The organism is Caballeronia sp. TF1N1, from assembly GCF_022878925.1.
GTDB lineage: Bacteria > Pseudomonadota > Gammaproteobacteria > Burkholderiales > Burkholderiaceae > Caballeronia.
This window is the reverse complement of record NZ_CP084626.1, coordinates 1,192,827-1,217,796: the sequence shown is the minus strand read 5'-3', so window position 1 is coordinate 1,217,796 and position 24,970 is coordinate 1,192,827. Positions and strand designations below refer to the sequence as shown.

Annotated in this window: 24 protein-coding genes and 1 tRNA gene; 7 read left to right on the top strand and 18 right to left on the bottom strand. The window is 60.4% G+C overall.

The window, feature by feature from the left end; genetic code table 11:
• Positions 1–30 precede the first annotated feature (30 nt).
• Positions 31–969, top strand: coding sequence for an SDR family oxidoreductase (locus LDZ28_RS05605; protein ID WP_244827710.1), 939 nt, complete (start codon positions 31–33; stop codon positions 967–969).
• Between the two features lie 60 nt (positions 970–1,029).
• On the opposite strand, the gene LDZ28_RS05600 is transcribed toward LDZ28_RS05605, so the two are convergent.
• The gene (locus tag LDZ28_RS05600) at positions 1,030–1,398 is read right to left on the bottom strand and encodes a helix-turn-helix domain-containing protein (protein ID WP_244827709.1); all 369 of its coding nucleotides are present in this window, start codon (positions 1,396–1,398) and stop codon (positions 1,030–1,032) included.
• Between the two features lie 109 nt (positions 1,399–1,507).
• Between LDZ28_RS05600 and LDZ28_RS05595 the strand changes: the two genes are divergently transcribed.
• From LDZ28_RS05595 to LDZ28_RS05580, 4 genes are all read left to right on the top strand, one after another.
• Positions 1,508–2,242 (top strand): SDR family NAD(P)-dependent oxidoreductase, encoded by a 735-nt coding sequence (locus LDZ28_RS05595; protein ID WP_244827708.1) that lies wholly within the window; start codon positions 1,508–1,510, stop codon positions 2,240–2,242.
• A gap of 199 nt (positions 2,243–2,441) precedes the next feature.
• Positions 2,442–2,837: a nuclear transport factor 2 family protein gene (locus LDZ28_RS05590; RefSeq protein WP_244827707.1), complete on the top strand. Its 396-nt coding sequence runs from the start codon at positions 2,442–2,444 to the stop codon at positions 2,835–2,837.
• A 532-nt stretch (positions 2,838–3,369) separates the two neighbouring features.
• Positions 3,370–3,978, top strand: coding sequence for a CatB-related O-acetyltransferase (locus LDZ28_RS05585; RefSeq protein ID WP_244827706.1), 609 nt, complete (start codon positions 3,370–3,372; stop codon positions 3,976–3,978).
• Between the two features lie 520 nt (positions 3,979–4,498).
• Positions 4,499–4,906, top strand: a complete 408-nt coding sequence (locus tag LDZ28_RS05580; protein WP_244827705.1) for a hypothetical protein — start codon at positions 4,499–4,501, stop codon at positions 4,904–4,906.
• 1,385 nt (positions 4,907–6,291) lie between these two features.
• Here LDZ28_RS05580 and LDZ28_RS05575 read toward each other — a convergent pair.
• From LDZ28_RS05575 to LDZ28_RS05510, 14 genes are all read right to left on the bottom strand, one after another.
• Positions 6,292–6,675, bottom strand: coding sequence for a MerR family transcriptional regulator (locus LDZ28_RS05575; protein ID WP_244827704.1), 384 nt, complete (start codon positions 6,673–6,675; stop codon positions 6,292–6,294).
• A gap of 84 nt (positions 6,676–6,759) precedes the next feature.
• Positions 6,760–7,167, bottom strand: a complete 408-nt coding sequence (locus LDZ28_RS05570) for an integration host factor subunit alpha (RefSeq protein WP_244827703.1) — start codon at positions 7,165–7,167, stop codon at positions 6,760–6,762.
• Between the two features lie 72 nt (positions 7,168–7,239).
• Positions 7,240–9,684, bottom strand: coding sequence for a phenylalanine--tRNA ligase subunit beta (gene pheT, locus LDZ28_RS05565; protein WP_244827702.1), 2,445 nt, complete (start codon positions 9,682–9,684; stop codon positions 7,240–7,242).
• Positions 9,685–9,762: 78 nt separating this feature from the next.
• Complete coding sequence (gene pheS / locus LDZ28_RS05560) at positions 9,763–10,776, bottom strand: phenylalanine--tRNA ligase subunit alpha (RefSeq protein WP_244827701.1); 1,014 nt, start codon at positions 10,774–10,776, stop codon at positions 9,763–9,765.
• A 202-nt stretch (positions 10,777–10,978) separates the two neighbouring features.
• Entirely contained in the window at positions 10,979–11,338 is a 360-nt protein-coding gene (rplT, locus tag LDZ28_RS05555) for a 50S ribosomal protein L20 (protein ID WP_050454097.1), read from the bottom strand.
• 29 nt (positions 11,339–11,367) lie between these two features.
• Positions 11,368–11,565 carry a 50S ribosomal protein L35 gene (gene rpmI / locus LDZ28_RS05550; protein WP_244827700.1) on the bottom strand — a complete coding sequence of 66 codons (198 nt, stop codon included), beginning with the start codon at positions 11,563–11,565 and terminating at the stop codon, positions 11,368–11,370.
• Between the two features lie 229 nt (positions 11,566–11,794).
• The gene (gene infC / locus LDZ28_RS05545) at positions 11,795–12,322 is read right to left on the bottom strand and encodes a translation initiation factor IF-3 (RefSeq protein ID WP_074168877.1); all 528 of its coding nucleotides are present in this window, start codon (positions 12,320–12,322) and stop codon (positions 11,795–11,797) included.
• A gap of 47 nt (positions 12,323–12,369) precedes the next feature.
• Positions 12,370–14,277: a threonine--tRNA ligase gene (gene thrS / locus LDZ28_RS05540; RefSeq protein ID WP_244827699.1), complete on the bottom strand. Its 1,908-nt coding sequence runs from the start codon at positions 14,275–14,277 to the stop codon at positions 12,370–12,372.
• A gap of 284 nt (positions 14,278–14,561) precedes the next feature.
• Positions 14,562–14,638, bottom strand: a tRNA-Val gene (locus LDZ28_RS05535).
• A 124-nt stretch (positions 14,639–14,762) separates the two neighbouring features.
• Positions 14,763–16,985: a bifunctional (p)ppGpp synthetase/guanosine-3',5'-bis(diphosphate) 3'-pyrophosphohydrolase gene (locus tag LDZ28_RS05530; protein ID WP_244827698.1), complete on the bottom strand. Its 2,223-nt coding sequence runs from the start codon at positions 16,983–16,985 to the stop codon at positions 14,763–14,765.
• A 30-nt stretch (positions 16,986–17,015) separates the two neighbouring features.
• Positions 17,016–17,366, bottom strand: a complete 351-nt coding sequence (locus LDZ28_RS05525) for a RidA family protein (RefSeq protein ID WP_244827697.1) — start codon at positions 17,364–17,366, stop codon at positions 17,016–17,018.
• A gap of 59 nt (positions 17,367–17,425) precedes the next feature.
• Positions 17,426–18,346, bottom strand: a complete 921-nt coding sequence (locus LDZ28_RS05520) for an alpha/beta fold hydrolase (protein ID WP_244827696.1) — start codon at positions 18,344–18,346, stop codon at positions 17,426–17,428.
• 172 nt (positions 18,347–18,518) lie between these two features.
• Positions 18,519–19,160, bottom strand: a complete 642-nt coding sequence (locus LDZ28_RS05515) for a CoA transferase subunit B (RefSeq protein ID WP_244827695.1) — start codon at positions 19,158–19,160, stop codon at positions 18,519–18,521.
• A 2-nt stretch (positions 19,161–19,162) separates the two neighbouring features.
• The gene (locus LDZ28_RS05510) at positions 19,163–19,867 is read right to left on the bottom strand and encodes a CoA transferase subunit A (protein ID WP_244827694.1); all 705 of its coding nucleotides are present in this window, start codon (positions 19,865–19,867) and stop codon (positions 19,163–19,165) included.
• A 194-nt stretch (positions 19,868–20,061) separates the two neighbouring features.
• Between LDZ28_RS05510 and LDZ28_RS05505 the strand changes: the two genes are divergently transcribed.
• Positions 20,062–20,607 carry a LuxR C-terminal-related transcriptional regulator gene (locus tag LDZ28_RS05505; RefSeq protein ID WP_244827693.1) on the top strand — a complete coding sequence of 182 codons (546 nt, stop codon included), beginning with the start codon at positions 20,062–20,064 and terminating at the stop codon, positions 20,605–20,607.
• Positions 20,608–20,617: 10 nt separating this feature from the next.
• Here the strand turns inward: LDZ28_RS05505 and LDZ28_RS05500 are convergent, their stop codons facing one another.
• Both LDZ28_RS05500 and LDZ28_RS05495 read right to left on the bottom strand, forming a co-directional pair.
• Positions 20,618–21,049, bottom strand: coding sequence for a thioesterase family protein (locus tag LDZ28_RS05500; protein ID WP_244827692.1), 432 nt, complete (start codon positions 21,047–21,049; stop codon positions 20,618–20,620).
• 26 nt (positions 21,050–21,075) lie between these two features.
• Positions 21,076–21,849: an SDR family oxidoreductase gene (locus LDZ28_RS05495; protein ID WP_244827691.1), complete on the bottom strand. Its 774-nt coding sequence runs from the start codon at positions 21,847–21,849 to the stop codon at positions 21,076–21,078.
• Between the two features lie 203 nt (positions 21,850–22,052).
• Here LDZ28_RS05495 and LDZ28_RS05490 point away from each other — a divergent pair, with 203 nt between their 5' ends.
• Complete coding sequence (locus tag LDZ28_RS05490; protein ID WP_244827690.1) at positions 22,053–23,726, top strand: electron transfer flavoprotein-ubiquinone oxidoreductase; 1,674 nt, start codon at positions 22,053–22,055, stop codon at positions 23,724–23,726.
• A gap of 134 nt (positions 23,727–23,860) precedes the next feature.
• On the opposite strand, the gene aroC is transcribed toward LDZ28_RS05490, so the two are convergent.
• Positions 23,861–24,967: a chorismate synthase gene (gene aroC / locus LDZ28_RS05485; protein ID WP_244827689.1), complete on the bottom strand. Its 1,107-nt coding sequence runs from the start codon at positions 24,965–24,967 to the stop codon at positions 23,861–23,863.
• Positions 24,968–24,970 lie beyond the last annotated feature (3 nt).

The window sequence follows — 24,970 nt, the reverse complement described above, 5'->3', positions numbered from 1 at the left end:
CGCATCACATCTTCTGGAGGGAGCAATAACATGCACGTTTTCGTCACGGGCGGGACCGGCCATATCGGTTCATACATCATTCCCGAGCTCATCGCCGCCGGCCACGAGGTAACCGGCCTCGCCAGGTCGGACAAATCAGCGGCGGCGGTGTCCGCGCTCGGCGCAAAGGTGCGTCGCGGCGATATCTCCGATCTTAGTGAACTGAAGGCCGCGGCGTCGGAGTCAGACGGTGTCATCCATGTCGCGCATAGACAAGACCTGCTTCCCTCTGGCGGGCTCGATGCCGTGGCCGCCGCGGAACTCCGGATCATGCTCGCGTATGGCGACGCACTGGCCGGAACCGGCAAGCCGCTGGTCGTGTCGGCGAGCATCGGCTCACCCGGATGGGAAAGCCTCGGCCGGCCCGTCAGCGAGGACGACCCTGCCCTTCCGGCCGGCGATGCATACAAAGGAACGCTGCGAGTTCGTAACGTTGTGGAGCTCGCCGTCATCGCACTCGCGCAGCGGGGCGTGCGGTCTTCGGTCGTGCGGATTCCTCCCATCGCGCACAGCACAAGCGATGCAGGCTTCCTCCCGTTGCTGATTGCGCTCGCAAAGGACAAGGGCGCCATCGGTTATCCGGGAGACGGCGCAAACTTGTGGCCGGCCGTGCATGGCCGCGACCTCGCCACCTTGTTCCGTCTCGCGCTGGAGAAAGGTCCGGCTGGCAAAAGTTGGCACGGCATCGAGGGCGAGGGCATCGCTTTGCGCGAGATCGCCGAGGCCATCGGCAGCCGCCTGGGCCTGCCGGCCGTGAGCATTCCCATCGACGTGCTGATGCTGCCGGGATATTTTGGCTTCCTGACAAACCTGGTCACGCTGGACCTTCCGGCGTCCAATCTCATCACGCGTCAGGCTCTCGGCTGGAAGCCTGCCCAGCCCGGCCTGATCGAGGACCTCGACAATGGCCACTACTTCCCTGCTCTTTGAGTGGCGAAAACGGCGCGGGCACGTTTTGATAGCGCGTTGAACGTGGATGTCGGCTGTCTTTTATTTCAACCTGTCGCGCTCAGCGAGCATGTTCACCATTTCGGCCATATTCTCGGTTCCCCAAGTGCACAGCGGGACGATCTTGTCGGCCAGGCTTCGACCGAGCGGCGTCAGCGTGTAGTCCACGCGCGGTGGCACCTCCTGATAGTCGGTCCGCGCGAGGACGCGATCGGCTTCGAGTTCCTTCAATTGTTGGATCAGCACCTTGGCGCTGACGCCGTGGACATTGCGCTTGAGTTCGCCGTAGCGCTTCGGGCCGTCGAGCAGGAAGTACAAGATCAGTGGCTTCCATTTGCCCGCGATGATGCTGAGGGTCGCGGCTAGCCCGTAAGAGTAGCAGCCACCGCAGGTAGGAGAACAGTCGGTCATTTTCGTGGTTACCAAAAGGTGCATACTTGTTCTTAGGTTAGTCCAACTGCATACTTGTTTCAAGCAAGCAATTCCTGCTTCCGTACAACTTGAAAGAAGGATGCACGACATGACCAGACTTAACGGAAAGACGGCTGTCATCACCGGTGGCGCCACGGGCATTGGCCGCGCGGCAGCGAAGCGCTTCATCGAGGAAGGCGCTTTCGTCTTCATCTTCGGCCGTCGGCAAGACGCACTCGACGATGCCGTGGCCGACCTCGGGCCCAATGCCCGCGCGGTAAAGGGCTCGGTCTCGGATGAGGCCGACCTCGACCGACTTTATGCTGCGGTGAAGGACGAGCGCGGGACCCTCGATATCGTCTTTGCGAATGCCGGCGCGGGAAGCCAGCTAGCGCTCGGCAAGATCACCGCCGAGCACATCGACGAAGCCTTCGACACCAATGTGAAGGGTTCGATCTTCACGGTCCAGAAGGCGTTGCCGCTGATGCGCGATGGCGGTTCGATCATCCTGACCGGATCGAGCGCCGGCACTACGGGCGCTCCCGGAATGAGCGCCTACAGCGCGAGCAAGGCGGCCGTGCGCAACCTCGCGCGAACGTGGGCGGAGGACCTGAAAGGCACCGGCATCCGTGTGAACGTGTTGTCACCCGGGGCGACGGCAACCGAACTCGCGAAGGAAGCGCTGGGCGAGGAAGGCCAGAAGATTTTCGCCTCGATGACTCCGCTTCAGCGCATGGCCGATCCGGCCGAGGTCGGAGCGGTGGCTGCCTTTCTCGCGTCGTCGGACAGCAGCTTCATGACCGCCAGCGAGGTGGCCGTCGACGGCGGCTTGGCGCAACTTTGATGTGTTGTGGCGGCTCTGGCTAACGTCGCTCGCAGTGCCCCTTCAGTGGGCTTGTTGGTCGACGGCGAAAAGCGTGGGTCCTAAGTGCCGCGTGTTGGACTGCAAAACGCGCGGCACATCGATGGAGCAGCGGCCGTCCGACGTAAGAGCGCGACCTGTTCCTGTTGCGGGCTTGTGTCACAAACGTGGAGAGATACCGATGAACGCACAAGCGAACGTCCAGGTCGTGAAGGATTTCTTTGCCGCGCTGGGCAGCGGCGATAAGCAAGCTTTGCTGGCCATTTCCGCAGAAGACATCGAGTGGATCGTTCCGGGCGAGTGGGCGCTGGCCGGCACCCACCGTGGACACGCGGACTTGGCGAACCTGTTGCAGAAGGCGTCCGAGATGGTGGATACGTCCTACCCCGCCCCGCCCGAATTCGTTGCTCAGGGTGACCGGGTTCTGGTCGTCGGCTTCGCGACGGGCCGAATCAAAGCCACGAACAAGACCTTCGAAGACCACTGGATCTTTGCCATCATCGTTCGCAATGGCAAAGTCGCGAGCATTCGCGAGTACATCGACACGCTTGCACTGGCCCGGGCCTCCGAACTTTAAGGCTAGTCGTTGTGTTGGGCGACGGAAGATCAGCAAGTCGCTGCGTTCGTAGTCTCCCCCGAGCTGGCTGATAGCCATCAACCTCGAAGAACTCATATTGGATAACTAGCAGCGGAATGAGCGGTTTCATAGTCGGATGCCTGCGCACGTCCGCGTCCAGCCAGGCGTGAGACGCCTCTTTACCTTCCGCCGCGCCGCTTCCGCAGCATCGTTTTTTGCGCCACCGACCGTCAGATACTTTCGCCCGCAATAGCGAGGAAGCGTCACACTTTGCCGCGGGCTTCGTCATGGCGAGAGGAAGATCGGCTCTGTCTCGCACATCAACGAATTCAAAGTCATTTCGCCCCGCTTGCTATCATGCCTGCCTGCGTGACGGCGGCTCGTAGTAGCGCCACGAGCCAAGCTCAAGTGTCTTCTAGCACGGGCCAACAGTGTGGATACGAAGGACTCGTGTGCACAGCGCCGTCCGGCTAATCGGCTTGACAACGACGACTTTCACAACGGCCCCAGCGCGCGAGACAGGTGATGAAGCATGAAGCCGCTATCTAAATTTTTTTCGAGAAAGGCTCCGCAACCGGCAGTCGAGGTTCCGTTACCGCCACCGGAAGTGACTGACGGACGGTTCTTTTTCCCAGTTCAGGAAATCAAAGTCGCGGTCGGTAACCACAGTCATATAAACCGACCAACCGTTTATTACTGGGGGGCTCCGTGTGCATTTGAGGTTGGGCATTACTGCTCAATTGCTCAGGGAGCAACATTCGTGCTAGGCGGCGAGCATCCGAAGCTTTCGTTGTCTACGAACACGACGCTGCATCAAATAAACGCTTCCAATAGATGGAAGGGAGACGTCGTCATTGGCAACGATGTCTGGGTCGGCGCAAACACCACCATCCTTTCAGGCGTTACGATCCACACCGGAGCGATCATCGGGGCGGGCGCCACGATCAGCAAAGATGTTCCTGCTTACGCGATAGTCGTCGGTAATCCGCAGCGCGTTCTGCGTTATCGCTTCGAGCCAGACGTGATAGCCCGATTACTCGACTCACGTTGGTGGGAACACAATCCGGAGACGTTGAATCCGCTCTTGATGAAAAGCACAGATATAAATGATTTTCTGATGCTGTTTGAGAATTCGGTTTGACGGATGGCGGATTCGTTTGGCGTCTTGTTCATTCGCTTCTCGTTCAACGATGAGGAATGCGTCTCTGAAGGACCACGGGTGATGAAGCCGCACTGCCCTCTCTACAGAGCTCCTGTAGGCGTGTCCGATGCCGGCTCCGCTTGCGGCATCGACGCGTTGCCGATCCTAGCTGTACTCTCTTGTGCGGAATCGCCTTGCCCGTTATCACCGAGCAGAGCCTACTGCCAAAAATCATTTGACCCATGCGCTTCTATGCGGACAACCGCTTCTTCGCGCAATCTATCGACAAATCATCGGATCACTTCGAGCGGCCGCGACTGTTAGGCACACGCAGTATTTGCCGTTGCACCACTGATCGCCACCTGAAAAGCCGCAAGGCACGCGAGTGTCATGCAAATCACGCCAAACTTTCGACAGGCCTGACGCTGATTGCGGCGTTTCGTTAAGTGGCGCACTCAACTTCTAACCAGACTGCCTCATATTCCGATCATGATCATTAAATAAAAAATCGGGGCGTGCCGTGTCAGCCATTCTCTCAGTTGTCGTCCGCGGTGCCACCGCCAGCCTCCACTATCTCGGGCGTCGAGACAAGAAGCCGGAGGTGACAGCGGATGCACTCGCACATGTCTATCGTGAAGTGCTCGGCACGCTCGCCGAGCTTTCGGGCGTTGTGTTCCGAGTCATGTATCAGACTGATCCTGAACGGCCTTGGCCCAAGGCCGTGCTTGAGGAACTAGAACGCAAGCACGCTGAAATCAAAGACCTGGCAAACACGTCCGGCCATCTGCTGCAAGTGGATGCTCTTGAAGCCTTGCAATTCATCGCCAATGGCGAGGCACGTCAGGCAGGCATGCAACAGTTCCTGGAAGCTATCGACGCCGCACATCAGGTGGTCAGTCGACAGTGCCGTCTTGCTCAACAGAGCTGATCTAGCGATTGCAAGCGTTGTCGTAATGCAATGGTCACTCGGCGCCAGGCGCCTGTAGTGATGATGCCTCTTGCTCCGCGAATACCGTCCTTTGTCAATCGACCGTCGGACAGGGACCACCGTCGCACATCCTGGACTTTACGAATGCATCGCCGCCAGAGAATTGCCGTGCTGCTCGAGATGGGCCGACTCGTCGTGCGAAATCCGAGAGTTGCTTATCCTCTTCTGACCATGCTCTCCCGCACGTGTGCAGAAAAATGGGCGGCAGTCGCCACGCCGAAGTTCATACGCGAAAATGGGCGCGCTAAAACGTTCAGATAGGTTTGCGCGCTGCATGCAATGCAAAAAACACTGAACTCGCGGCGTTCGCGATGATTGGCCGTGCCTGCCTTAACGCGATTTTGACGCGACGCTCAACGACCCGCTCACCGCATAAAAAAAGCAAGGCACCGAACCAGCGGGTAGAAGCTCGACGGACTAATCCGCCGTTAGTCCGCACAGAAGCGCTATTTTGTCCGGTCGATGCATCGCAATTTCTGCGGCGTATGGATAACGAAGAACAGTCGACGCATTTGACAATACTGTCGCCCTAATCAAACTTTCCGAAGCGCTATGGCACCGCTTGCTTCAAAGCACGTGAAAGCTAATCGCTGCTTTTCTCAATTGCGCATGACTTTGCACGCTGAAAAGTAGCTCGTAGAGCAAACGTTTGCGGTATGCTCGCCGAAACCGTCTGTAGTTTGTTCCGAAGCGATTGATTCATCGGTTTCCACTGCAGATCGGAAACAAGAAAGCATCGTCTCCCTAAAGCAATCGCCCGCTTTTACTCAGACTTAAAAGGCACAAAAACCACTTGTAAGTCAGGCCCTTAAGCTCTAATCTTAAAGTGACGTATAAGGAACGCCGCCTGATGCCTTCGCTTGCTCTCGCGCCTGTCGTTCAAAGGCAACCGCTTTCAGCCCGAACTTCCAGTTTACGTCTCGAAGTCGCGAGATGGTTCGTTTCGGTGTCATCCGCGCGCGTTACACGGTTCGGCCGCATCTATCTGGGCGGGAGCCGCTATGTATGTGTGAGCGCATACAAGAATGGCGGGCGCTTTGCGCTGTACTTCTTCCATCACGGACCTGATGACTGGCGTATCTATCCGCCTATGGGTATGGGGCCGAGCCTTGTGTACTGGTCGGTTGGTGTAGAGGCGCCAAGCGCGAACCTGACCGTCGGTTGATAGATCCAACCCATGCTTTGTGATTCGCCATTGTGCGGGTAGACCGGCACCATACAGCCCATGTTCTTCGCGCAGTCGCACTCGGAACGCAATGCACACAGACCAAAAAAATGCCGCGAATCCGTCGCGGCATTGGTCATTCCTACAAGACAAGCGGCATTCAGCCACCGAGCAAATCGATCACCTGCGTGATCTCCTTGCGCAACTGATCGACATCGACGCCCGCTGAAGGCGCAGCCGCTACGCCCTCGATATCTTCGGCTTCGGCGTCATCGCTGATCGGGCGGCCTTGCGAATCAAGCCGATTACGCGCGCCGTTGATGGTGAATCCCTGCTCGTATAGCAGTTCGCGAATCCGCCGGATCAGCAGCACTTCATGATGCTGATAGTAGCGCCGATTGCCGCGCCGCTTGACCGGCCTCAGCTGCGTAAACTCCTGCTCCCAATAGCGCAGCACGTGCGGCTTGACACCGCACAGCTCGCTGACTTCGCCAATCGTGAAATAACGCTTGGCCGGGATCGGAGGCAAGACGACTTTTTCCATCGTCGATCAACCATCTTGGTGAGTGATGTCGATGAAGCACGGCAAGCAAAAGCGATTCGCGCGATGTTCAGCGCATGAGCGAATTCAACGCGTGAGACCTGACTCCGCTCCCGTTTCCACCAGCGCCTTCAACTTCTGACTTGCATGAAATGTGACGACCCGCCGTGCCGCGATAGGAATGGCTTCGCCAGTCTTCGGATTGCGTCCCGGACGCTGCGGCTTGTCGCGCAACTGGAAGTTGCCGAAGCCGGAGAGTTTGACGCTATCGCCGCTTTCGAGCGCGTCGCGAATGACTTCGAAGAAGGCTTCGACCATGTCTTTCGCTTCGCGCTTGTTCAAGCCGACGTGGTCGAACAGCATCTCGGCCAGTTCGGCTTTCGTGAGCGTGGGCGTGTCATTGGACACGGCGCCCGAAGTCGGGATATCTCGGGTCATGGCGCTACGCTGCGCCGAGAGAAGGGCTTCGAAATCACTCGAGTTCATTTGGTTCATATCGGTAAAACGGCGGACGACGATGAAGACGGACTAAGCCAACTGCAGGCCAACTACATGCCCAACCGCAGGCTATCCGCGCAACCGCGCGCCGTGTACTCGAGCCAGGCGATCCACCAGCGTTTTGATGGCCGTATCGACCGTTTCATCCTGAAGCGTGCCGCCAGTATCTTGCAACGTAACACGGAAGGCAAGACTTTTCTCGTGCTCCGCCAACCCACCGGAAGTATTTGATTTTGGACGAAATTCGTCGAAAAGCGCAACCCTTGTGACGTGCTTGCAGGCAGGTTCCGAACGGGCATTTTCAAGCTCGTCGAGCAACGCCTGGAGCGGTACTTTCTGATCCACGACGACGGCGATATCACGCCGCACAGGCGGGAATTTCGACACTTCCGAAGGCGCCGGCAGCGCGCGATCCATCAACGCGTCCGCTTCGATTTCGAAGAGGATCGGCGCATGCGGCAGGTCGTACTTTTGCTGCCAGCGCGGATGCAGTTCGCCGATCCAGCCCACCGCCCGGCCCGCCACTTCGACACGCGCGCTGCGTCCCGGATGCAGCGCCGGATGCTCCGCCTTCACGAAGCGCGGCACGACGGGAGCGAACAGCGCTTCGACGTCGCTCTTCACGTCGAAGAAGTCGACGCTGCGCGACGGCGCGCCCCATTGCTCGTCGAGCGCGGGACCGTAGGCGAGACCGCCGATCATCTTCGGTTGCGCGAAACCTTCGACAGCCAATTCGCCCGCCGTAACCGATGCATCGCGCAGAAACACACGCCCTGCTTCGAACACGCGAATACGGTCCGCGCGCCGGTTCAGGTTGTAGCGCAGTACGTCGATCAGACTGCCGAACAGCGTCGTGCGCATGACCGAAAGCTGACTCGCGATCGGATTGATGAGCTTCACCGGATTGTCGTTGCCGGCCAAATCCTTCTCCCAGTCGGCATCGACGAAACTGAAGTTCACGGTCTCCGAATAGTCGCGCGCGGCCACGGCATGACGCAATGTGTGAATCGAGCGCTTCGTTTCGTTCGTGCGCCGCATTTCGCTGGCAGCAACCGGCGGGCGCGCGGGAATTTTCTCGAAACCATAGATGCGCGCGACTTCCTCGATCAGATCCTCCTCGATCTCGATATCGAAGCGATAAGCCGGCGGCGTCACGCTGAAGGTATCGCCGTCGCGCTCGAAAGCGAGATTCAGACGCGTGAAAATCTGTGCGATCTCGTCCACGCTAATGTCCACGCTAATGTCCACGCCGATAATGCGGTGCGCGCGCGACACGCGCATGGTCACCGGATGACGCTCGGGCACGTTGACGGTCCGATCGTCCACCGGGCCGGCTTCGCCGCCGCAGATGTCGAGGATCAGTTGCGAAATGCGTTCGATATGCTCGACAGTGGTCGAGTAATCGACACCGCGTTCGAAGCGATGCGCGGCGTCCGTCGAGAAGTTGTATTTGCGCGCACGGCCGCGAATGGCGTCCGGCCACCAGAAGGCGGCTTCGAGATAGATGTTGGTGGTATCGAGCGTGACAGCCGTGCTGTCGCCGCCCATGATGCCCGCGAGGCTTTCGACCTGCGCGCCGTCCGCGATCACGCCGACGGTTTCATCCAGTTCGACAGTGTTGCCGTTGAGCAGCTTGAGCGATTCGCCCTTCTTGCCCCAACGCACTTCGATACCGCCGTGAATCTTGTCGAGATCGAACACGTGCGAGGGACGGCCGAGTTCAAGCATCACGAAATTCGAGATATCGACGAGCGCCGAGATGCCACGTTGACCGGCGCGTTCAAGGCGCTCGACCATCCATTGCGGCGTCTTCGCGCGCGCGTTCACACCGCGAATCACGCGACCTGAAAAGCGTCCGCACAGATCCGGCGCGAGGATCTTCACCGGCAGCTTCTCGTCGAGCTTGACCTCGACCGGCGGCATGTCGAGCGACTTCAACGTCGCGCCCGTGATCGCGGCGGTTTCGCGCGCGACGCCAAAAACCGAAAGGCAGTCCGCCTTGTTCGGCGTGAGCTTGATCTCGAAGACGGTGTCGTCGAGATTGAGCGCTTCGCGAATGTCTTCTCCGATCGGCGTATCGGCCGGAAGGATCAGCAAGCCGCTATGGTCTTCCGAGAGCTTCAGTTCGCGCGCCGAGCACAGCATGCCCTGGCTTTCGACACCGCGCAGCTTCGAGAGCTTGATTGCGAAAGGCGCGCCACCGGCTTCGGCAGGCGGCAACTCCGCGCCGACCAGCGCGACTGGCACCTTGATGCCGGGCGTCACGTTCGGCGCGCCGCACACGATGTTCAACTGCTCGCCCGTGCCGGCATCGACCTGACAGACGTTGAGCTTGTCGGCGTCCGGATGCTTCGCCACTTCCAGCACTTGTCCGACGACGATCTTCTTGGTCGGCGGCGCGACCGGCCGCAGGTCTTCGACTTCGAGACCGGCCATCGTGAGTGCGTGCGCAAGTTCGTCGGTCGTGAGTGCGGGATCGACGAAGCTTCGGAGCCAGGATTCTGGGAATTGCATGTGTGTCTACGTTCGAATGAGGTGGTGTCTCTCGCCCGGTTGCTGTTGCCAAACCGGGCTCCGCGGGCCGTGCGGCGTTTAAGCGAACTGGCGCAGAAAACGCAGGTCGTTCTCGAAGAACAGACGCAAGTCCTGCACGCCGTAACGCAGCATGGCGAGACGCTCGAGGCCGCTACCGAACGCAAAACCGATATAGCGCTCCGGGTCGAGCCCCATGTTGCGGATGACGGTCGGATGTACTTGACCCGAGCCGGAGATTTCCAGCCACTTGCCCGCGTTCTTGCCGTGTTCGAACATCATGTCGATCTCGGCCGACGGCTCCGTGAACGGAAAATACGACGGGCGGAAACGCACGAGAATGTCGTCGCGCTCGAAAAACTTCTTGAGGAAATCGGTATAGACGCCCTTCAGGTCCGCAAAACTGATGTTCTCTTCGATCCACAGGCCTTCGACCTGGTTGAACATGGGCGAATGCGTGGCGTCGCTGTCCACGCGATACGTGCGGCCCGGCACGATCACCTTGATCGGCGGCTTGTTCATGCGCGCGTAGCGCACTTGCATCGGGCTCGTGTGCGTGCGCAGCAACAGCGGACGGCCTTCGGCATCTTTACCGTCGACGTAGAAGGTGTCCTGCATCGAGCGCGCCGGATGGTTCTCAGGGCTATTGAGCGCCGTGAAGTTGTACCAGTCGGTTTCGATCTCGGGACCGTCCGCGACATCGAAGCCGATCGTGCCGAAGATGCGCTCCACGCGCTCCCACGTGCGCATGACCGGATGCAACGTGCCCGTGCTCGCGCCGCGTCCGGGCAAGGTAACGTCGATAGCTTCGGCAGCGAGTCGCTGGTTGAGGAGCGCGTCGGCCAGCGCCTGACGACGCGCGTTGAGCGCCGCTTCGACTTGCTGCTTGGCCACGTTGATCCGCGCGCCTTCGGTCTTCTTCGCCTCCGGATCGAGCTTGCCGAGACCCTTCAGCAGTTCGGTCAGCGCGCCGGATTTGCCGAGAAAGCGGGCCTTCGCGTTTTCGAGCGCGGCGGCGTCGGAGGCTTCTTCAAAGGCGCTTTTTGCGTCGGCGACAATCTGGTCCAGATCCATTGATCCCATCTTTTCAACGTCGAAGTTCTAACTGAATTACGGTTTGGCTTATGCGCACGATTGGTTCGTACGCCTCACATGCGATAAGCAAAACCGTCCGACCAACAAAAACGGGGCTCGGTGAGAGCCCCGTTTTCTACCTTCGCGCCACCCTGAACAACCGGACGACGCTCAGGCGAACCACGCAGTACTAATTTCGCAATTAGGCTGCAACGGCGGCTTTCACCTGATTCACGATCGCAGCAAAAGCAGCCTTGTCGAACACAGCCATGTCGGCCAGCACCTTACGGTCGAGTTCGATCGAAGCCTTCTTCAGGCCGTTGATGAACACGCTGTACGTCATGTCGTGCTGACGCACCGCCGCGTTGATACGCGTGATCCACAATGCGCGGAACACACGCTTCTTGTTGCGGCGATCGCGATAGGCGTATTGCCCTGCGCGCATGACCGCTTGCTTGGCGATGCGATAGACGTTATTGCGACGGCCGCGGTAACCCTTGGCCAGACGGATGATCTTCTTGTGACGGGCCCGTGCGGTAACCCCACGTTTTACTCGAGGCATGTTGCGCTCCTATGAGTGTCGGTTAAGGGTTAAGCGAACGGCAACATTGCGCGGACGGAGTTCAGATTTGACTCATGAACGGCCGTCGTGCCACGCAAATGGCGTTTGTTCTTGGTGGTTTTCTTGGTAAGAATGTGGCGCTTGAAGGCCTGACCGCGCTTGACGGTACCGCCCGGACGCACCACGAAGCGCTTTGCAGCACTCTTCTTGGTCTTCATCTTCGGCATGAAACTACTCCAGTTTATTAGATGGTCATGGGTGTGCGGATGATCCGTCAAACAAACATCGGACCCCTTGCCGCCCTTCGAAACCCACGCTCCACTTATGTGCGGACAGCCTTTTGTGGCTACCGCTTTTCATGAGCGGCGTCACCAAAGTGACGCCAGCCCTGAAACCACTTGCGATGCCGCGCTCACGCTTTTCAACGGCGCGCGATCCAACGCTTTACGACGCTCGTTACTTACCCTTTTTCTTCGGGGCAAGCACCATGATCATCTGACGCCCTTCCATCTTCGGCATTTGCTCGACCTGGCCGTATTCGTCCAGATCCGTCTTCAGACGTTCGAGCATGCGCATGCCGATTTCCTGGTGCGCCATTTCCCGACCGCGGAAACGCAACGTGATTTTCGTCTTGTCGCCGTCTTCGAGGAAGCGCGTGAGGTTACGCAGCTTGACGTTGTAATCACCGTCGTCCGTGCCGGGGCGGAATTTGACTTCCTTCACCTGCACGATCTTCTGCTTAAGCTTCGCCTCGTGCTGCTTCTTCGCTTCCGAGTACTTGAACTTGCCGTAATCCATCAAACGGCAGACAGGCGGTGAAGCCTGCGGCGCGATTTCGACCAGATCCACGTCGAGCTGTTCCGATTGACGGAAAGCCTCGGCCAGTTTCACGATTCCGAGCGGCTCGTTGTCCACTCCGACCAAGCGCACTTCCGGCGCAGTGATTTCACCGTTGATGCGATGTGACGACTTATCAGTAGCGATGTTACGTTTCCTCTAAAAATAAAAAGACTAGCCGCGCTGCGAGTGACTTACTTGAACGCCCGCACTTCCTGCTGCAGACGTTCGAGGAATGCGTCGACCGGCATCACGCCCAGATCGACACCGCCACGAGCACGCACGGCTACGGTTTGTGCATCACGCTCTTTGTCTCCGACGACCAGCAAATACGGAACCTTTTGCAGCGTGTGCTCGCGTATTTTATAGCTAATCTTCTCATTGCGCAAATCGCTCTCAACTCTAAGCCCTTGTTTTTGCAACGATTGGGCCAGAGAAGCCGCATATTCGGCCTGACTTTCGGCAATATTCAGCACGACTGCCTGCACAGGCGCGAGCCACGGCGGCATTGCACCGGCATGGTGCTCGATCAGGATGCCGAGGAAACGCTCCATCGACCCGACGATCGCGCGGTGAAGCATGACCGGACGGCGGCGGCTGTTGTCCTCGCCGACGTACTCCGCGCCGAGACGCTCCGGCAACACCATGTCGAGCTGCAGCGTGCCGCATTGCCAGGACCGGCCGAGCGCGTCCTTGATGTGGTACTCGATCTTCGGACCATAAAACGCGCCCTCGCCCGCGAGTTCCTGCCACTGCAGGCCGCACGCGGTCAGCGCGTCACGCAGGCCTTGCTCCGCGCGATCCCAGGTTTCGTCGGTACCGGCGCGCTGCTCCGGACGCAGCGACAACTTGATGTCGATGTGATCGAAGCCGAAGTCCTTGTACACGCTCATCGCGAGCGTATTGAACGCGATCGATTCGGCGATGAACTGATCTTCCGTGCAGAAGATGTGCGCGTCGTCCTGAACGAAACCGCGCACGCGCATGAGACCATGCAACGCGCCCGACGGCTCGTTGCGATGGCACGATCCGAACTCCGCGTAGCGCAGCGGCAGATCGCGATACGACCTCAGCCCGTGATTGAACACCTGCACGTGGCCCGGGCAGTTCATCGGCTTGATGGCGTAGTCGCGCTTCTCGGACTCGGTCGTGAACATGTTCTCGCGATAGTTCTGCCAATGGCCGGACGCTTCCCACAGCGAGCGGTCCATGACCATCGGGGTCTTGATCTCGAGATAGCCGGCCTCATTGATCCGACGGCGCATGTACTGCTCGACCTGCTGCCACAGCGACCAGCCCTTCGGATGCCAGAACACCATGCCCGGCGCTTCGTCCTGCAAATGGAACAGGTCGAGCTGCTTGCCGAGCTTGCGGTGATCGCGCTTCTCGGCTTCTTCGAGCATGTGGAGATACGCTTCCTGGTCTTCCTTCTTGGTCCAGGCGGTGCCGTAGATGCGCTGCAACTGCTCGTTCTTCGAGTCGCCGCGCCAGTACGCGCCCGCGACCTTCATGAGCTTGAAAACCTTCAGCTTGCCGGTGGACGGCACGTGCGGACCACGGCACAGGTCGGTGAAACCGCCGTGCGAATAGAGCTTGATTTCGTCCGAAGCCGGGATCGATTCGATGATCTCCGCCTTGTACTTCTCGCCGATGCTCTTGAAGTACTCGACCGCTTCGTCGCGCGACACCACGCGCCGCGACACGGGCTCGTCTTTCTTGACGAGGTCCTGCATGCGCTTTTCGATCTTCTCGAGGTCTTCGGGCGTGAAGGGACGGCTGTACGCGAAGTCGTAATAGAAGCCGTTGTCGATGACCGGTCCGATGGTCACCTGCGCCTCGGGGAACAAGTCCTTGACCGCGTAGGCCAGCAAGTGCGCGGCAGAGTGACGAACGACATCGACGCCTTCCGGGTCTTTGTCCGTGACGATGGCGAGCGACGAATCCTGGTCGATGACAAACGACGTGTCGACGAGCTCGCCGTTGAGCTTGCCGGCAAGCGCGGCCTTGGCGAGACCCGCGCCGATCGATGCCGCGACTTCCGCGACGGTCACCGGGTGGTCGTATTGACGGACCGACCCATCAGGCAAACGTACCGAAACCATTTCGTTCTCCAAGACGCCAGCTCACGCCAGGCGAGTTCGACTAAAACATGCCGCTCGATACCGTGCAAAACCCGAGAGACAAAAAAAATGCGGCCCCGCTATCGAGGGGCCGCATTCACTTTTCACACATACCGCAAACAGATTGGCAGAAGGCGAATTAGGTCCTCGACTAGCGTCGCTCCGAAGTTGTTTCGGTCAACGTTCGACGTGCCATATTTTTTCGCCTTGTGCGCAATGCGCTTCTTGCGGATTGAAGACTCGGCGGACCGAGGCTTCGTTTTCGTTGGTAGGCTCGATTGGACTCGAACCAACGACCCCCACCATGTCAAGGTGGTGCTCTAACCAGCTGAGCTACGAGCCTGAAAGAAGTGAGATTATATGGAGCGTTTCGATTTTTGGCAAGTGCATCTGTGCGATGAATCGAAAAATTATTCGTCGATCCGTTCAACTTTTCGCGCAGTGACGCTCCCGGCCGTAGCTTGCGTTCAGGCTCGGCGCGCCGCGCGGATCACGCCCACGACTTCCCCGAGCAAGGTGCACGCGCGTTGAATCTGCATCGCGTTGGACACTTCCACGGTGAACTGCATGTAGGCCACGTTGCGCCGGCTTTGCGTCTTCACGCCTATCACGTTGATCTTCTCGCGCGCGAAGACTTCAGTGATGTCGCGCAACAGTCCCTGCCGATCCGCCGACTCGACCGACAAATCCACCGGATACACCGACGACCCGCGCCCGTTCATCACCTGCGCCGACCACGTCGTATGCAGCACGCGCTCGGGCGAACGCTGCGCCATGCGCTGGAACGTTGCGCAATCGGACCGATGAATGGACATGCCCTTGCCGCGCGTGACGAACCCCGCGATAGGGTCCGGCGGCGCCGGGCGGCAGCAACGCGCGAGCTGCGTGAGCAGCGCATCGACGCCGACGACCAGCACGCCCGTCGACGCCCCGAGCGCCACGCTCTGTCCGCTGCTGCGCTTTTCGAACTGCTCGGGCGTTTCGAGTTCGGGCTCGGGGGGCGGCGTATCGCTCAAGGCCTGTTCGATATTGCGCAGGCTGAATTCGTCCTTGCCGACGACCGAGTAGAGATCCTCGGGCGCCTTGAAGCCGAGCTTGCTCGCGAGCTGATCGAGATTGACCGAGGTCTTCCCTTCGCGCTGCAGCGTCTTTTCGACGATCGCGCGACCTTCCGCGATGTTCTCCGCCGCATCGATCGTGTTGAACCACGCGCGCACCTTCTGCCGCGCGCGCGGGCTGTGCAGATAGCCGAGCTGCGGATTGAGCCAGTCGCGCGACGGGCCGCCCTCCTTCACCGCGACGATCTCGATCGTCTGCCCGTTCTGCAGCGGCGTGTTGAGCGGCACCATGACGCCATCGACACGTGCGCCGCGACAGCGATGCCCAAGCTCGCTATGCAGGTGATACGCGAAGTCGACCGCTGTCGCGCCGTGCGGCAACGCGATCACGCGCGCCTGGGGCGTCAGCACATAGATGTGGTCGTCGTCGAGCGTGGCGTCGCGCAACTGCTGCCAACCGGGCTGCTCGCCTTCGACATCGTCCTTCCAGGCAAGCAACTGGCGCAGAAAGGCGATTTTTTCGTCGTACTTCTCGCTTGCCGTGACCTGGCCCGCGTAGCCGCGCGTGCCCGCTTCCTTGTAGCGCCAGTGCGCCGCCACGCCATACTCGGCGAACTGATGCATCTCGTAGGTACGGATCTGCACTTCGAACGCGCGCCCGTCGTCGCCGATCACGACCGTATGCAGCGACTTGTAGCCATTCGGCTTGGGCCGCGAGATGTAGTCGTCGAACTCGCGCGGCACCGGTTGCCACAAGTTGTGCACGATGCCGAGCACGGTATAGCAGTCCTTGATGTCCCCGACGATCACGCGAAACGCGCGCACATCGTTCAGTTCGGAGAAATCGAGATGCTTGCCGCGCATCTTCTTCCAGATGCTGTAGATGTGCTTTGGCCGGCCGCTGACTTCGGCCTTGATCTGCGCGGTATCGAGTTCAGTCTGCAGCCGCGCGATGGCGTCCGTGACATAGGACTGGCGCTCCACGCGCTTCTCGTCGAGCAACTTCGCGATGCGCTTGTACGTGACCGGGTCCTCGAAGCGGAACGACAGGTCTTCGAGCTCCCACTTGAGTTGCCAGATGCCGAGACGGTTCGCGAGCGGCGCGTAGATTTCCATGGTCTGGCGCGGCACATCGGGCGAGGGATCGATCTTGTTGGCCGCGTGATAGCGCAAGGTTTGCAGGCGCGACGCGAGGCGAATCAGCACCACGCGAATATCCTGCGCGAAAGCAAGCAACATCTTGCGCAATGATTCGACTTGCGCGCGCCGCGCGGCCTGTGCGTCGCGCGTGTTCTCGGGCAAGTCCGCGAGCGTGGCGCGCGAACTGACGGAGCCGAGACGCAAGAGCTTGCGCACATCGCCGACGAGCCGCTGCACTTCCGCGCCGAAGCGCTCCTCGATGACCTTCTCCGGGTCGTCCAGATGCGGCGTCAATACGAAGAGCGCCGCAGCGGCGATCGCGTGAGCGTCGACGTTGAGCGTCTGCATGATGCGCGCCGTGCCTTCCGCGTGCTCGGTGAGCAGTTCGCCCGTCGAGACGCGCGCATCCTTCGCGTGCTCGCGGATGAACGCGAGCGCATCGTCGATGGATGGCTCCGGCAAGGTGTCGGCGATAACGGCGGACTCGGTCATGCGCGAATGACTGCTCTTCGGCGAACCTGCTTAGCGCTGCGCCGCCACGACGACGACTTCCACCAGGCACGCGGGGTTCGCGAGCTTCGCTTCGACGGTAGCGCGCGGCGGCGTGTTGCCCGCGGCGACCCACGAGTCCCACACGGCGTTCATCGCGGCGAAGTGCACCATGTCGGAGACGTAGATTTGCACCGACAACAGATGCGACTTGTCGCTGTTCGCTTCTTCGAGCAGACGGTCGATATGGCCGAGCACTTCGCGCGTCTGGCCGGTGATGTCCTGGTCGGTGTCCTCGGCGATCTGGCCCGCGAGATACACGGTGCCGTTGTGGATGGCGATTTCCGAAAGCCGTGCGCCGACGTGATGACGAGTAACTGCCATATGCGTTCCTGTTCGATGAGATGCAAATTGGGATAAAGCGCCAGGCGCTCAGCCCGATATTATGCCGCGCCCGCGTCATTTCCGAGAAAGAAGGCGCGCGCGGTGGCGATCTGGTCCGCCGCGAGGAAGGCCGGCGCGTGTCCGGTATCCGCCACTTCGACGCTCGTGACCGCCTGCCCTTTCGACACCATTCGCTTGACCGTCTCGCGTGACAGCAAGTCCGAATGCTCTCCTCTCACGACGAGCACCGGCGTCTTGAACGAGGCCAGCGCATGCCACAAGTACGCTTCACCCGCCGCGTTCTGTTCGGGCGTCGACGCCTTGAACGGCTTCGCGATGTCCGGGTCGTAGCGGAAGCGCCACGCGCCGCCCTTCTCGTGCAAAAGCGGCGTATTGATGCTTGCCCACTCCTCGTCCGTGAGATTGCCAAACGAAGCCGCAAGCGCGGCGGCGTGCCGCACGCCTTCATCGAGCGAGGCGAAGCGCGTGGGCTTGCCGAGATATTCGCCGATACGCGTGAGCGCGATGGGTTCGATATGCGGTCCCACGTCGTTGATGAGCATCTTGCGAATCGGCGTATTCGGCAAGCCGCCGAGCGCCATGCCAATGAGTCCGCCCATCGAGGTGCCGAACCAGTCCACCGTTTCCACGTTCAGACGCGCGATGAGCGTCACCATGTCCGCGACGTACTGCGGCACGCCGTAATGGCGCGGGTCGGCGAGCCAGTCCGACAGACCGCGCCCGACGACATCCGGACACACCACGCGATACTCGTTTGCGAGCGCCTGCGCCACCTTGTCGAAGTCGCGGCCCGAGCGCGTCAGGCCGTGCACGCACATCAGCACGCGCGGATTGGCCGGATCGCCCCATTCGGTGTAGGCCGTGCGATGCAGACCGGCCGGGCTCGCACACTGCACGAAACGCTGGCGCGGCACGGCGGCCGCCGGATGTGGCGCTTCGACGACGATGGATGTGCTCATGGGTATTCCTCGCAGGAAGATGTCGAATCGATTGTAAGCGCCGCGCGCGAAACCGACTGAACATCGGCCGAACGGACGACCCCTTGACCACGGTGATCAAAAACAAAGCGGGCGAAGCCTCGCAGCCCCGCCCGCCTTTCCTCGTCGAAAGACGCCGCTTTACTCAAGCCGATTACTTCACGCCGCTGACATCCAACGGCGCGCCGGTCTTTTGCTGAATCTCCTCGGCACTGACGCCATCGGCCAGTTCGACGAGCTTGAGACCATTCTCGGTCACGTCGATCACGCCGAGGTCCGTAATGATGCGATCCACCACGCCCACGCCCGTCAGCGGCAGCGAGCATTCTTCGAGAATCTTGTGCTGGTCGCCCTTCGCGACGTGTTCCATCAGCACGACGACCTTCTTCACGCCTGCTACGAGGTCCATCGCGCCGCCCATGCCCTTGATCATCTTGCCGGGAATCATCCAGTTGGCGAGGTCGCCCGTCTTGCTGATCTGCATGGCGCCGAGAATCGCCAGGTTGATGTGGCCGCCGCGGATCATCGCGAATGAATCCGCCGACGAAAAGATCGACGAGCCCGGCAGCGTGGTCACCGTCTGCTTGCCGGCGTTGATGAGATCGGCGTCCACTTCTTCTTCGGTCGGCGACGGGCCGATGCCGAGCAGGCCGTTCTCCGATTGCAGCCATACTTCCATGCCGTCCGGCACATGGTTGGCAACGAGCGTCGGCAAGCCGATGCCGAGGTTCACATAGAAGCCGTCCTGCAATTCCTTCGCCGCGCGCGCGGCCATCTGGTCACGAGTCCAAGCCATGGTCATTCTCCTTTCGCGCGGACGATACGTTGCTCAATGCGCTTTTCAGGGTGCGCATTCAGGACGAGCCGCTGCACGAAGATGCCCGGCGTATGGATGTGATCGGGGTCGAGCTCGCCCACTTCGACGATCTCTTCCACTTCGGCCACGGTGATCTTGCCGGCCATGGCGCACATCGGATTGAAGTTGCGCGCCGTGCGGCGATAGATGAGATTGCCCGATTTGTCGGCTTTCCATGCCTTCACGATACCGACGTCCGCTGTCAGCGAATGCTCGAGCACGTAATGGTTTTCGCCGAACTGACGCGTTTCCTTGCCGTCCGCGATCACGGTGCCGAAGCCCGTGTTCGTGAAGAACGCCGGGATGCCCGCGCCGCCCGCGCGCAGTTTTTCGGCGAGCGTGCCTTGCGGCGTGAATTCGAGTTCGAGTTCGCCGGCCAAATATTGCCGCTCGAATTCCTTGTTTTCGCCCACGTAAGACGAAATCATTTTCTTGACCTGACGTGTTTCGAGCAGGAGGCCGAGCCCGAAGCCGTCGACACCCGCGTTGTTGCTGATGCAGGTGATGTCCTTCACGCCCGAGTCGCGCAACGCCGCGATCAGCGCTTCGGGAATGCCGCACAGCCCGAAACCGCCGACGGCGAATGTCTGCCCGTCCTTGACGATGCCATCGAGCGCCGCCTTCGCGCTGGGATAGACCTTGTTCATCTGATTGTCCCTTCCATTTGTGAACCCGACTGAAAACTGGCTTTTCTTGGCCGCCGTGGCAAGCAAGGCGGCGTTTAGACTTGGGCAAAGATTACGCTTAGCGATCCATCCGGCACAATACGCAAAAATACATAAGTCTTTGCCCGCGCCCTTTGGTTCCGTCCGGGAGCGAAGCACGGGCGCACCTTTTCCTCATGCCTGAACTGGACTACCAAACCGCGTTTCATCTCGCGCCCGTTGGCCTCGTGCTTTCGCGCGAGCGCATCATCGAGGACTGCAACGAGCAGGTCTGCGCCATGTTCGGCTTCGAGCGCGCGGCGCTCATCGGCGAGTCGTTTCGGGTGCTTTATCCGAGTCCGGACGAGTTTGCGCGCATCGGCGAGCGTATTGCCGCGCATATCAGCACGCAAGGCACCTACAGCGACGATCGCATCATGAAGCGCTCGGATGGGGAAATGTTCTGGTGCCACGTCACCGGCCGCGCGCTGGAGCGCGACGCACCGCATGCGGCGGGCGTCTGGACTTTCGAGGATTTGAGCGCGACGCGGCGTGTGGCCATAGAACTGACGCCGCGCGAAAGGGAGATCGCCGCGCAACTCGTGACCGGCAAGACGAGCAAACAAATTGGCCGCGTGCTCGACATCAGCCCGCGCACGGTCGATATCTACCGCGCGCGGCTCATGCGCAAATACGATACGGGCAACGCGACGGAGTTGCTGCAGCGCCTGCTCGGCAACTGAGCGCGCACGCTCATAGTGCGGGCGCAGCCGTCTCGATGATCTGACGAAGCAAGTCCGGCAGCGGCACGGACTTGCCCGCCTTGTAATCCACCCACACGATCTTGGCCGCGCCCTTTGCAAAGAGCTCACCAGGCGCGTCGTCGCGATACAGCTCGAAGTGCGTTTCCAGGCTGCTGCGTCCAGGCTTGCCGACCGACATGCGGCCGATCACGTTGCCCGGATAATGTAGTTGCCGCAGGAATTCCATCGACGCATTGACGATCACCGGCCCTTGTCCCTCGGCGTTCGATCCGACGATGCCGAGCTCTTCGAACCACGAAATTCGCACCTGCTCCATGTAGCGGAAGTAGACGGTGTTGTTGACGTGCCCGAAGGCGTCCATGTCACCCCAACGGATAGGCATGGAAAGTTCGAAGACGGTGTGAAAAGGGTTGTTGCTCATGTTTGCCTGTTCGAGAAAGCGCGCGCTCAGAGCGAAAAACCGTCGTCCGCCGAGATGACCGCGCCGTTCATGAACTGCGATTCGTCGGCGGCGAGCAAGAGCAGAAGGCCGTCGAGGTCGCCGGGCGAACCCACGCGGCGGCGCGGCAGCATCGACACGAGCTTCTGGCCTTGCTCGGTTTTCCAGTGATGGTGATTGATTTCGGTGTCGATATAACCCGGGCAGATGGCGTTCACATTGATGCCGTGGCGGCCCCATTCGAGCGCCATGGCCTTGGTCATCTGCACGACCGACGCCTTACTCATGGCGTAGAGGCCGATCTGCGGAAACACGCGCAGTCCCGCCACCGAAGCCACGTTGATGATGCGATACGCCGGCTTGGCCGCGCCGCTGCCGCGCATGATCATGCGCTTGGCCACTTCCTGCGCCACGAAGAACGCGCCGCGCACATTGGTGCCGAAGACGTATTCGTAGTCGGAGGGCGTGACGTCGGTCAGCTTCTGCGTCGTCGAAACACCCGAATTATTCACGAGGATGTCGATGGTACCGGCTTCCGTCTCCGCATGCGCGACCGCGGACTTGATGCTCTGATAGTCGGTCACGTCCAGCGACACGACATGCGCCGCGCCGCCCGATGCCTCGATTTCCGCGCGCAATTCCTTGAGACGCTCGGTGCGACGGCTCGCCAGCACCACTTTCGCGCCGGCTTGCGACAGTACTTGCGCAAAACGCTTTCCAAGTCCACTGGACGCGCCGGTAATCAGCGCGACCTTGCCTTCCAGATTGATCGAACGGCCCATTGTGCTTCCTTCTTTTACGGTTGATTCGGCCTTACGCGGCACGCGGCATGCGCCAGTCCGCTAGTGGCATCGACACCGATTTCGCGGCGCCGTCTAGAATAGTACGATCGTACTCGATCAGACAAGGTCGGTTGCAGCCTGCCTGACGTTCGCTGACAATACGCGATCTTAAAAGGCCATTCTAACGGTACAGAGGAGCATTGATGACCCCGGCGAGCCTTATCGAGCAGTACGGTCCCCGCGAATCGATGGAATACGACGTCGTCATCGTCGGCGGCGGGCCAGCCGGTTTGTCGGCGGCTATCCGGTTAAAACAGCTTGCGCAGGAAAAAGGCGTCGAAATCGGCGTGTGCGTGCTGGAAAAAGGCTCGGAGATCGGCGCGCACATTTTGTCGGGCGCGGTCATGGACCCGCGCGGTCTGTCCGAACTCATCCCCGACTGGAAGGAAAGAAACGCACCGCTTGACGTCGAAGTGACCGAAGACCGCTTCCTCTTTCTCACGCAGGACAGCGCGAAGCAGGTGCCGAACTGGCTGCTTCCCGACAACTTCAAGAATCACGGCAACTACGTCGTGAGTCTCGCCAACGTCACGCGCTGGTTGGGCGCGCAGGCGGAGGAACTGGGCGTCGAGATCTTCCCGGGCTTTCCGGCCGCCGAAGTGCTGTACAGCGACAGTGGCGCGGTGAAAGGCGTCGTCACCGGCAATCTGGGCATCGGCAAGGATGGCGAGCCGACCGAGAACTTCCAGCTCGGCATGGAATTGCACGCGAAGTACACGTTATTCTGCGAAGGCGCGCGCGGGCATCTCGGCCGTCAGTTGATGGACAAGTTCAAGCTCAATCAGAATGCCGATCCGCAGGTATATGGCATCGGCATCAAGGAATTGTGGGAGACCGATCCCGTCAAGCACAAGCCGGGGCTCGTTATCCACACGGCGGGCTGGCCGCTCGATCCCGACACGTACGGCGGCTCGTTCCTTTATCACATGGACAACAATCAGGTGATGGTGGGCTTCGTGGTCGGGCTCGGCTATTCAAACCCGTATCTTTCGCCGTTCGAAGAGTTTCAGCGCTACAAAACGCATCCGGCCATTCGCCCGTTCCTCGAAGGCGGCAAGCGCATTTCCTACGGCGCGCGCGCCATTACCGCGGGCGGCCTGATGTCGTTGCCAAAGCTCGTGTTTCCGGGCGGCGCGCTGGCCGGCGACGACGCGGGCTTTTTGAACGCATCGCGCATCAAGGGCAGCCACGCGGCGATCAAGTCCGGCAAGATGGCCGCCGAAGCCGCCTTCGACGCGGTGCAGGCGGGCCGTCAGAGCGACGAGTTGAGCGCGTATCCAGAAGCCTTCGATACTTCCTGGCTCAAGACCGAACTGCATCGCGCGCGCAATTTCAAGCAGTGGATGAGCAAGGGCCTGTACCTCGGCACGTTCATGGTCGGGCTGGAACAGAAGGTCATGGGCGGCAACGTGCCGTGGACGCTGCATCATCAGCATTGGGATCACGAGATGCTGAAGCCCGCGTCGCAGAGCAAGCCGATCGTTTATCCGAAGCCGGATGGCAAGCTGACGTTCGACAGGCTTTCGTCGGTATTCATTTCGAACACGAATCACGAAGAGAATCAGCCGGCGCATCTGACGCTGAAAGACCCGAGCGTGCCGGTGAACGTGAATTTGCGGACCTATGCAGGTCCGGAAGGACGTTATTGCCCGGCAGCGGTGTACGAGTTCGTGAAGACGGACGATGGCGGCGAACGTCTGCAGATCAACGCGCAAAACTGCGTGCATTGCAAGACATGCGATATCAAGGACCCGACGCAGAATATCGTGTGGGTGACGCCTGAAGGCGGCGGTGGGCCGAACTACCCGAATATGTAATCGGGTGAGATGGTGGGCCGCGCGTGGGCGCGGCTGTCGTACGGCGCCGGTTGAACCGGCGTCGTGCTTTTATCGGCGAGGATAATGCCGTCGCGGGCAAGCCTCCCGTTCAGGAAAGCGCAATCAAAGCGCAATCAATTAGCCGGCGTATGCGCTGCAATCTTCGGCGTGCCGACGACGACATCGCCGTTCTGCGCACGATGCCTCAGCGCGTGGTCCATTAGCACGAGCGCAAGCAGGGCCTCGGCGATAGGCGTCGCGCGGATCCCCACGCACGGATCGTGACGGCCGAAGGTCTCGACAGTCGCGGGCGCGCCCGATTTGTCGATCGACTGACGCGCCGTCCGAATGCTCGATGTCGGCTTGATCGCAATCGACACGGTGATGTCCTGCCCGCTCGAAATGCCGCCGAGAATGCCGCCCGCGTTGTTGGTCGCGAAACCTTCGGGCGTCATCTCGTCGCCATGCTGCGAACCGCGTTGCGCCACGCTCGCGAAGCCCGCGCCGATCTCGACGCCCTTCGCTGCATTCAGGCCCATCATCGCCTTGGCGATGTCCGCATCGAGTCGATCGTAAAGCGGCTCGCCCAAGCCGACCGGCACGCCGCTCGCGACCACTTCGATGCGCGCGCCGACCGAGTCGCCGTCGCGCCGCAAGTTGTCCATGTACGCCTCGAGTTGCGGCACCACGTCGGCATTCGGCGCGAAGAACGGATTCTCGCGCACATGTTCCCAACCGACGAACGGAATGGGAATCTCGCCGAGCGCGCTCATGTAGCCGCGCGTTTCCACGCCGAACTTTTCGCGCAACCATTTCTTCGCGACCGCACCTGCCGCGACTGTCGGCGCCGTCAGACGCGCCGACGAACGGCCACCGCCGCGATAGTCGCGCACGCCGTATTTCTGCCAGTAGGTGTAATCGGCGTGACCGGGGCGGAAGGTTTCGACGATATTGCCGTAGTCCTTGCTGCGCTGATCCGTATTGCGGATAAGCAGCGCGATGGGCGTGCCGGTGGTCACGCCTTCGAACACGCCCGAGAGAATCTCGACCTGATCCGCTTCCTGGCGCTGCGTCACGTGGCGCGACGTGCCGGGACGGCGGCGGTCCAGTTCGACCTGGATATCGGCCTCGGTCAGGGCCATGCCGGGCGGGCAGCCGTCGATCACGCAGCCGATCGCCGGTCCGTGCGACTCGCCGAAGTTGGTGACGGTGAAAAGCGTGCCAAGGGTATTGCCGGACATGAG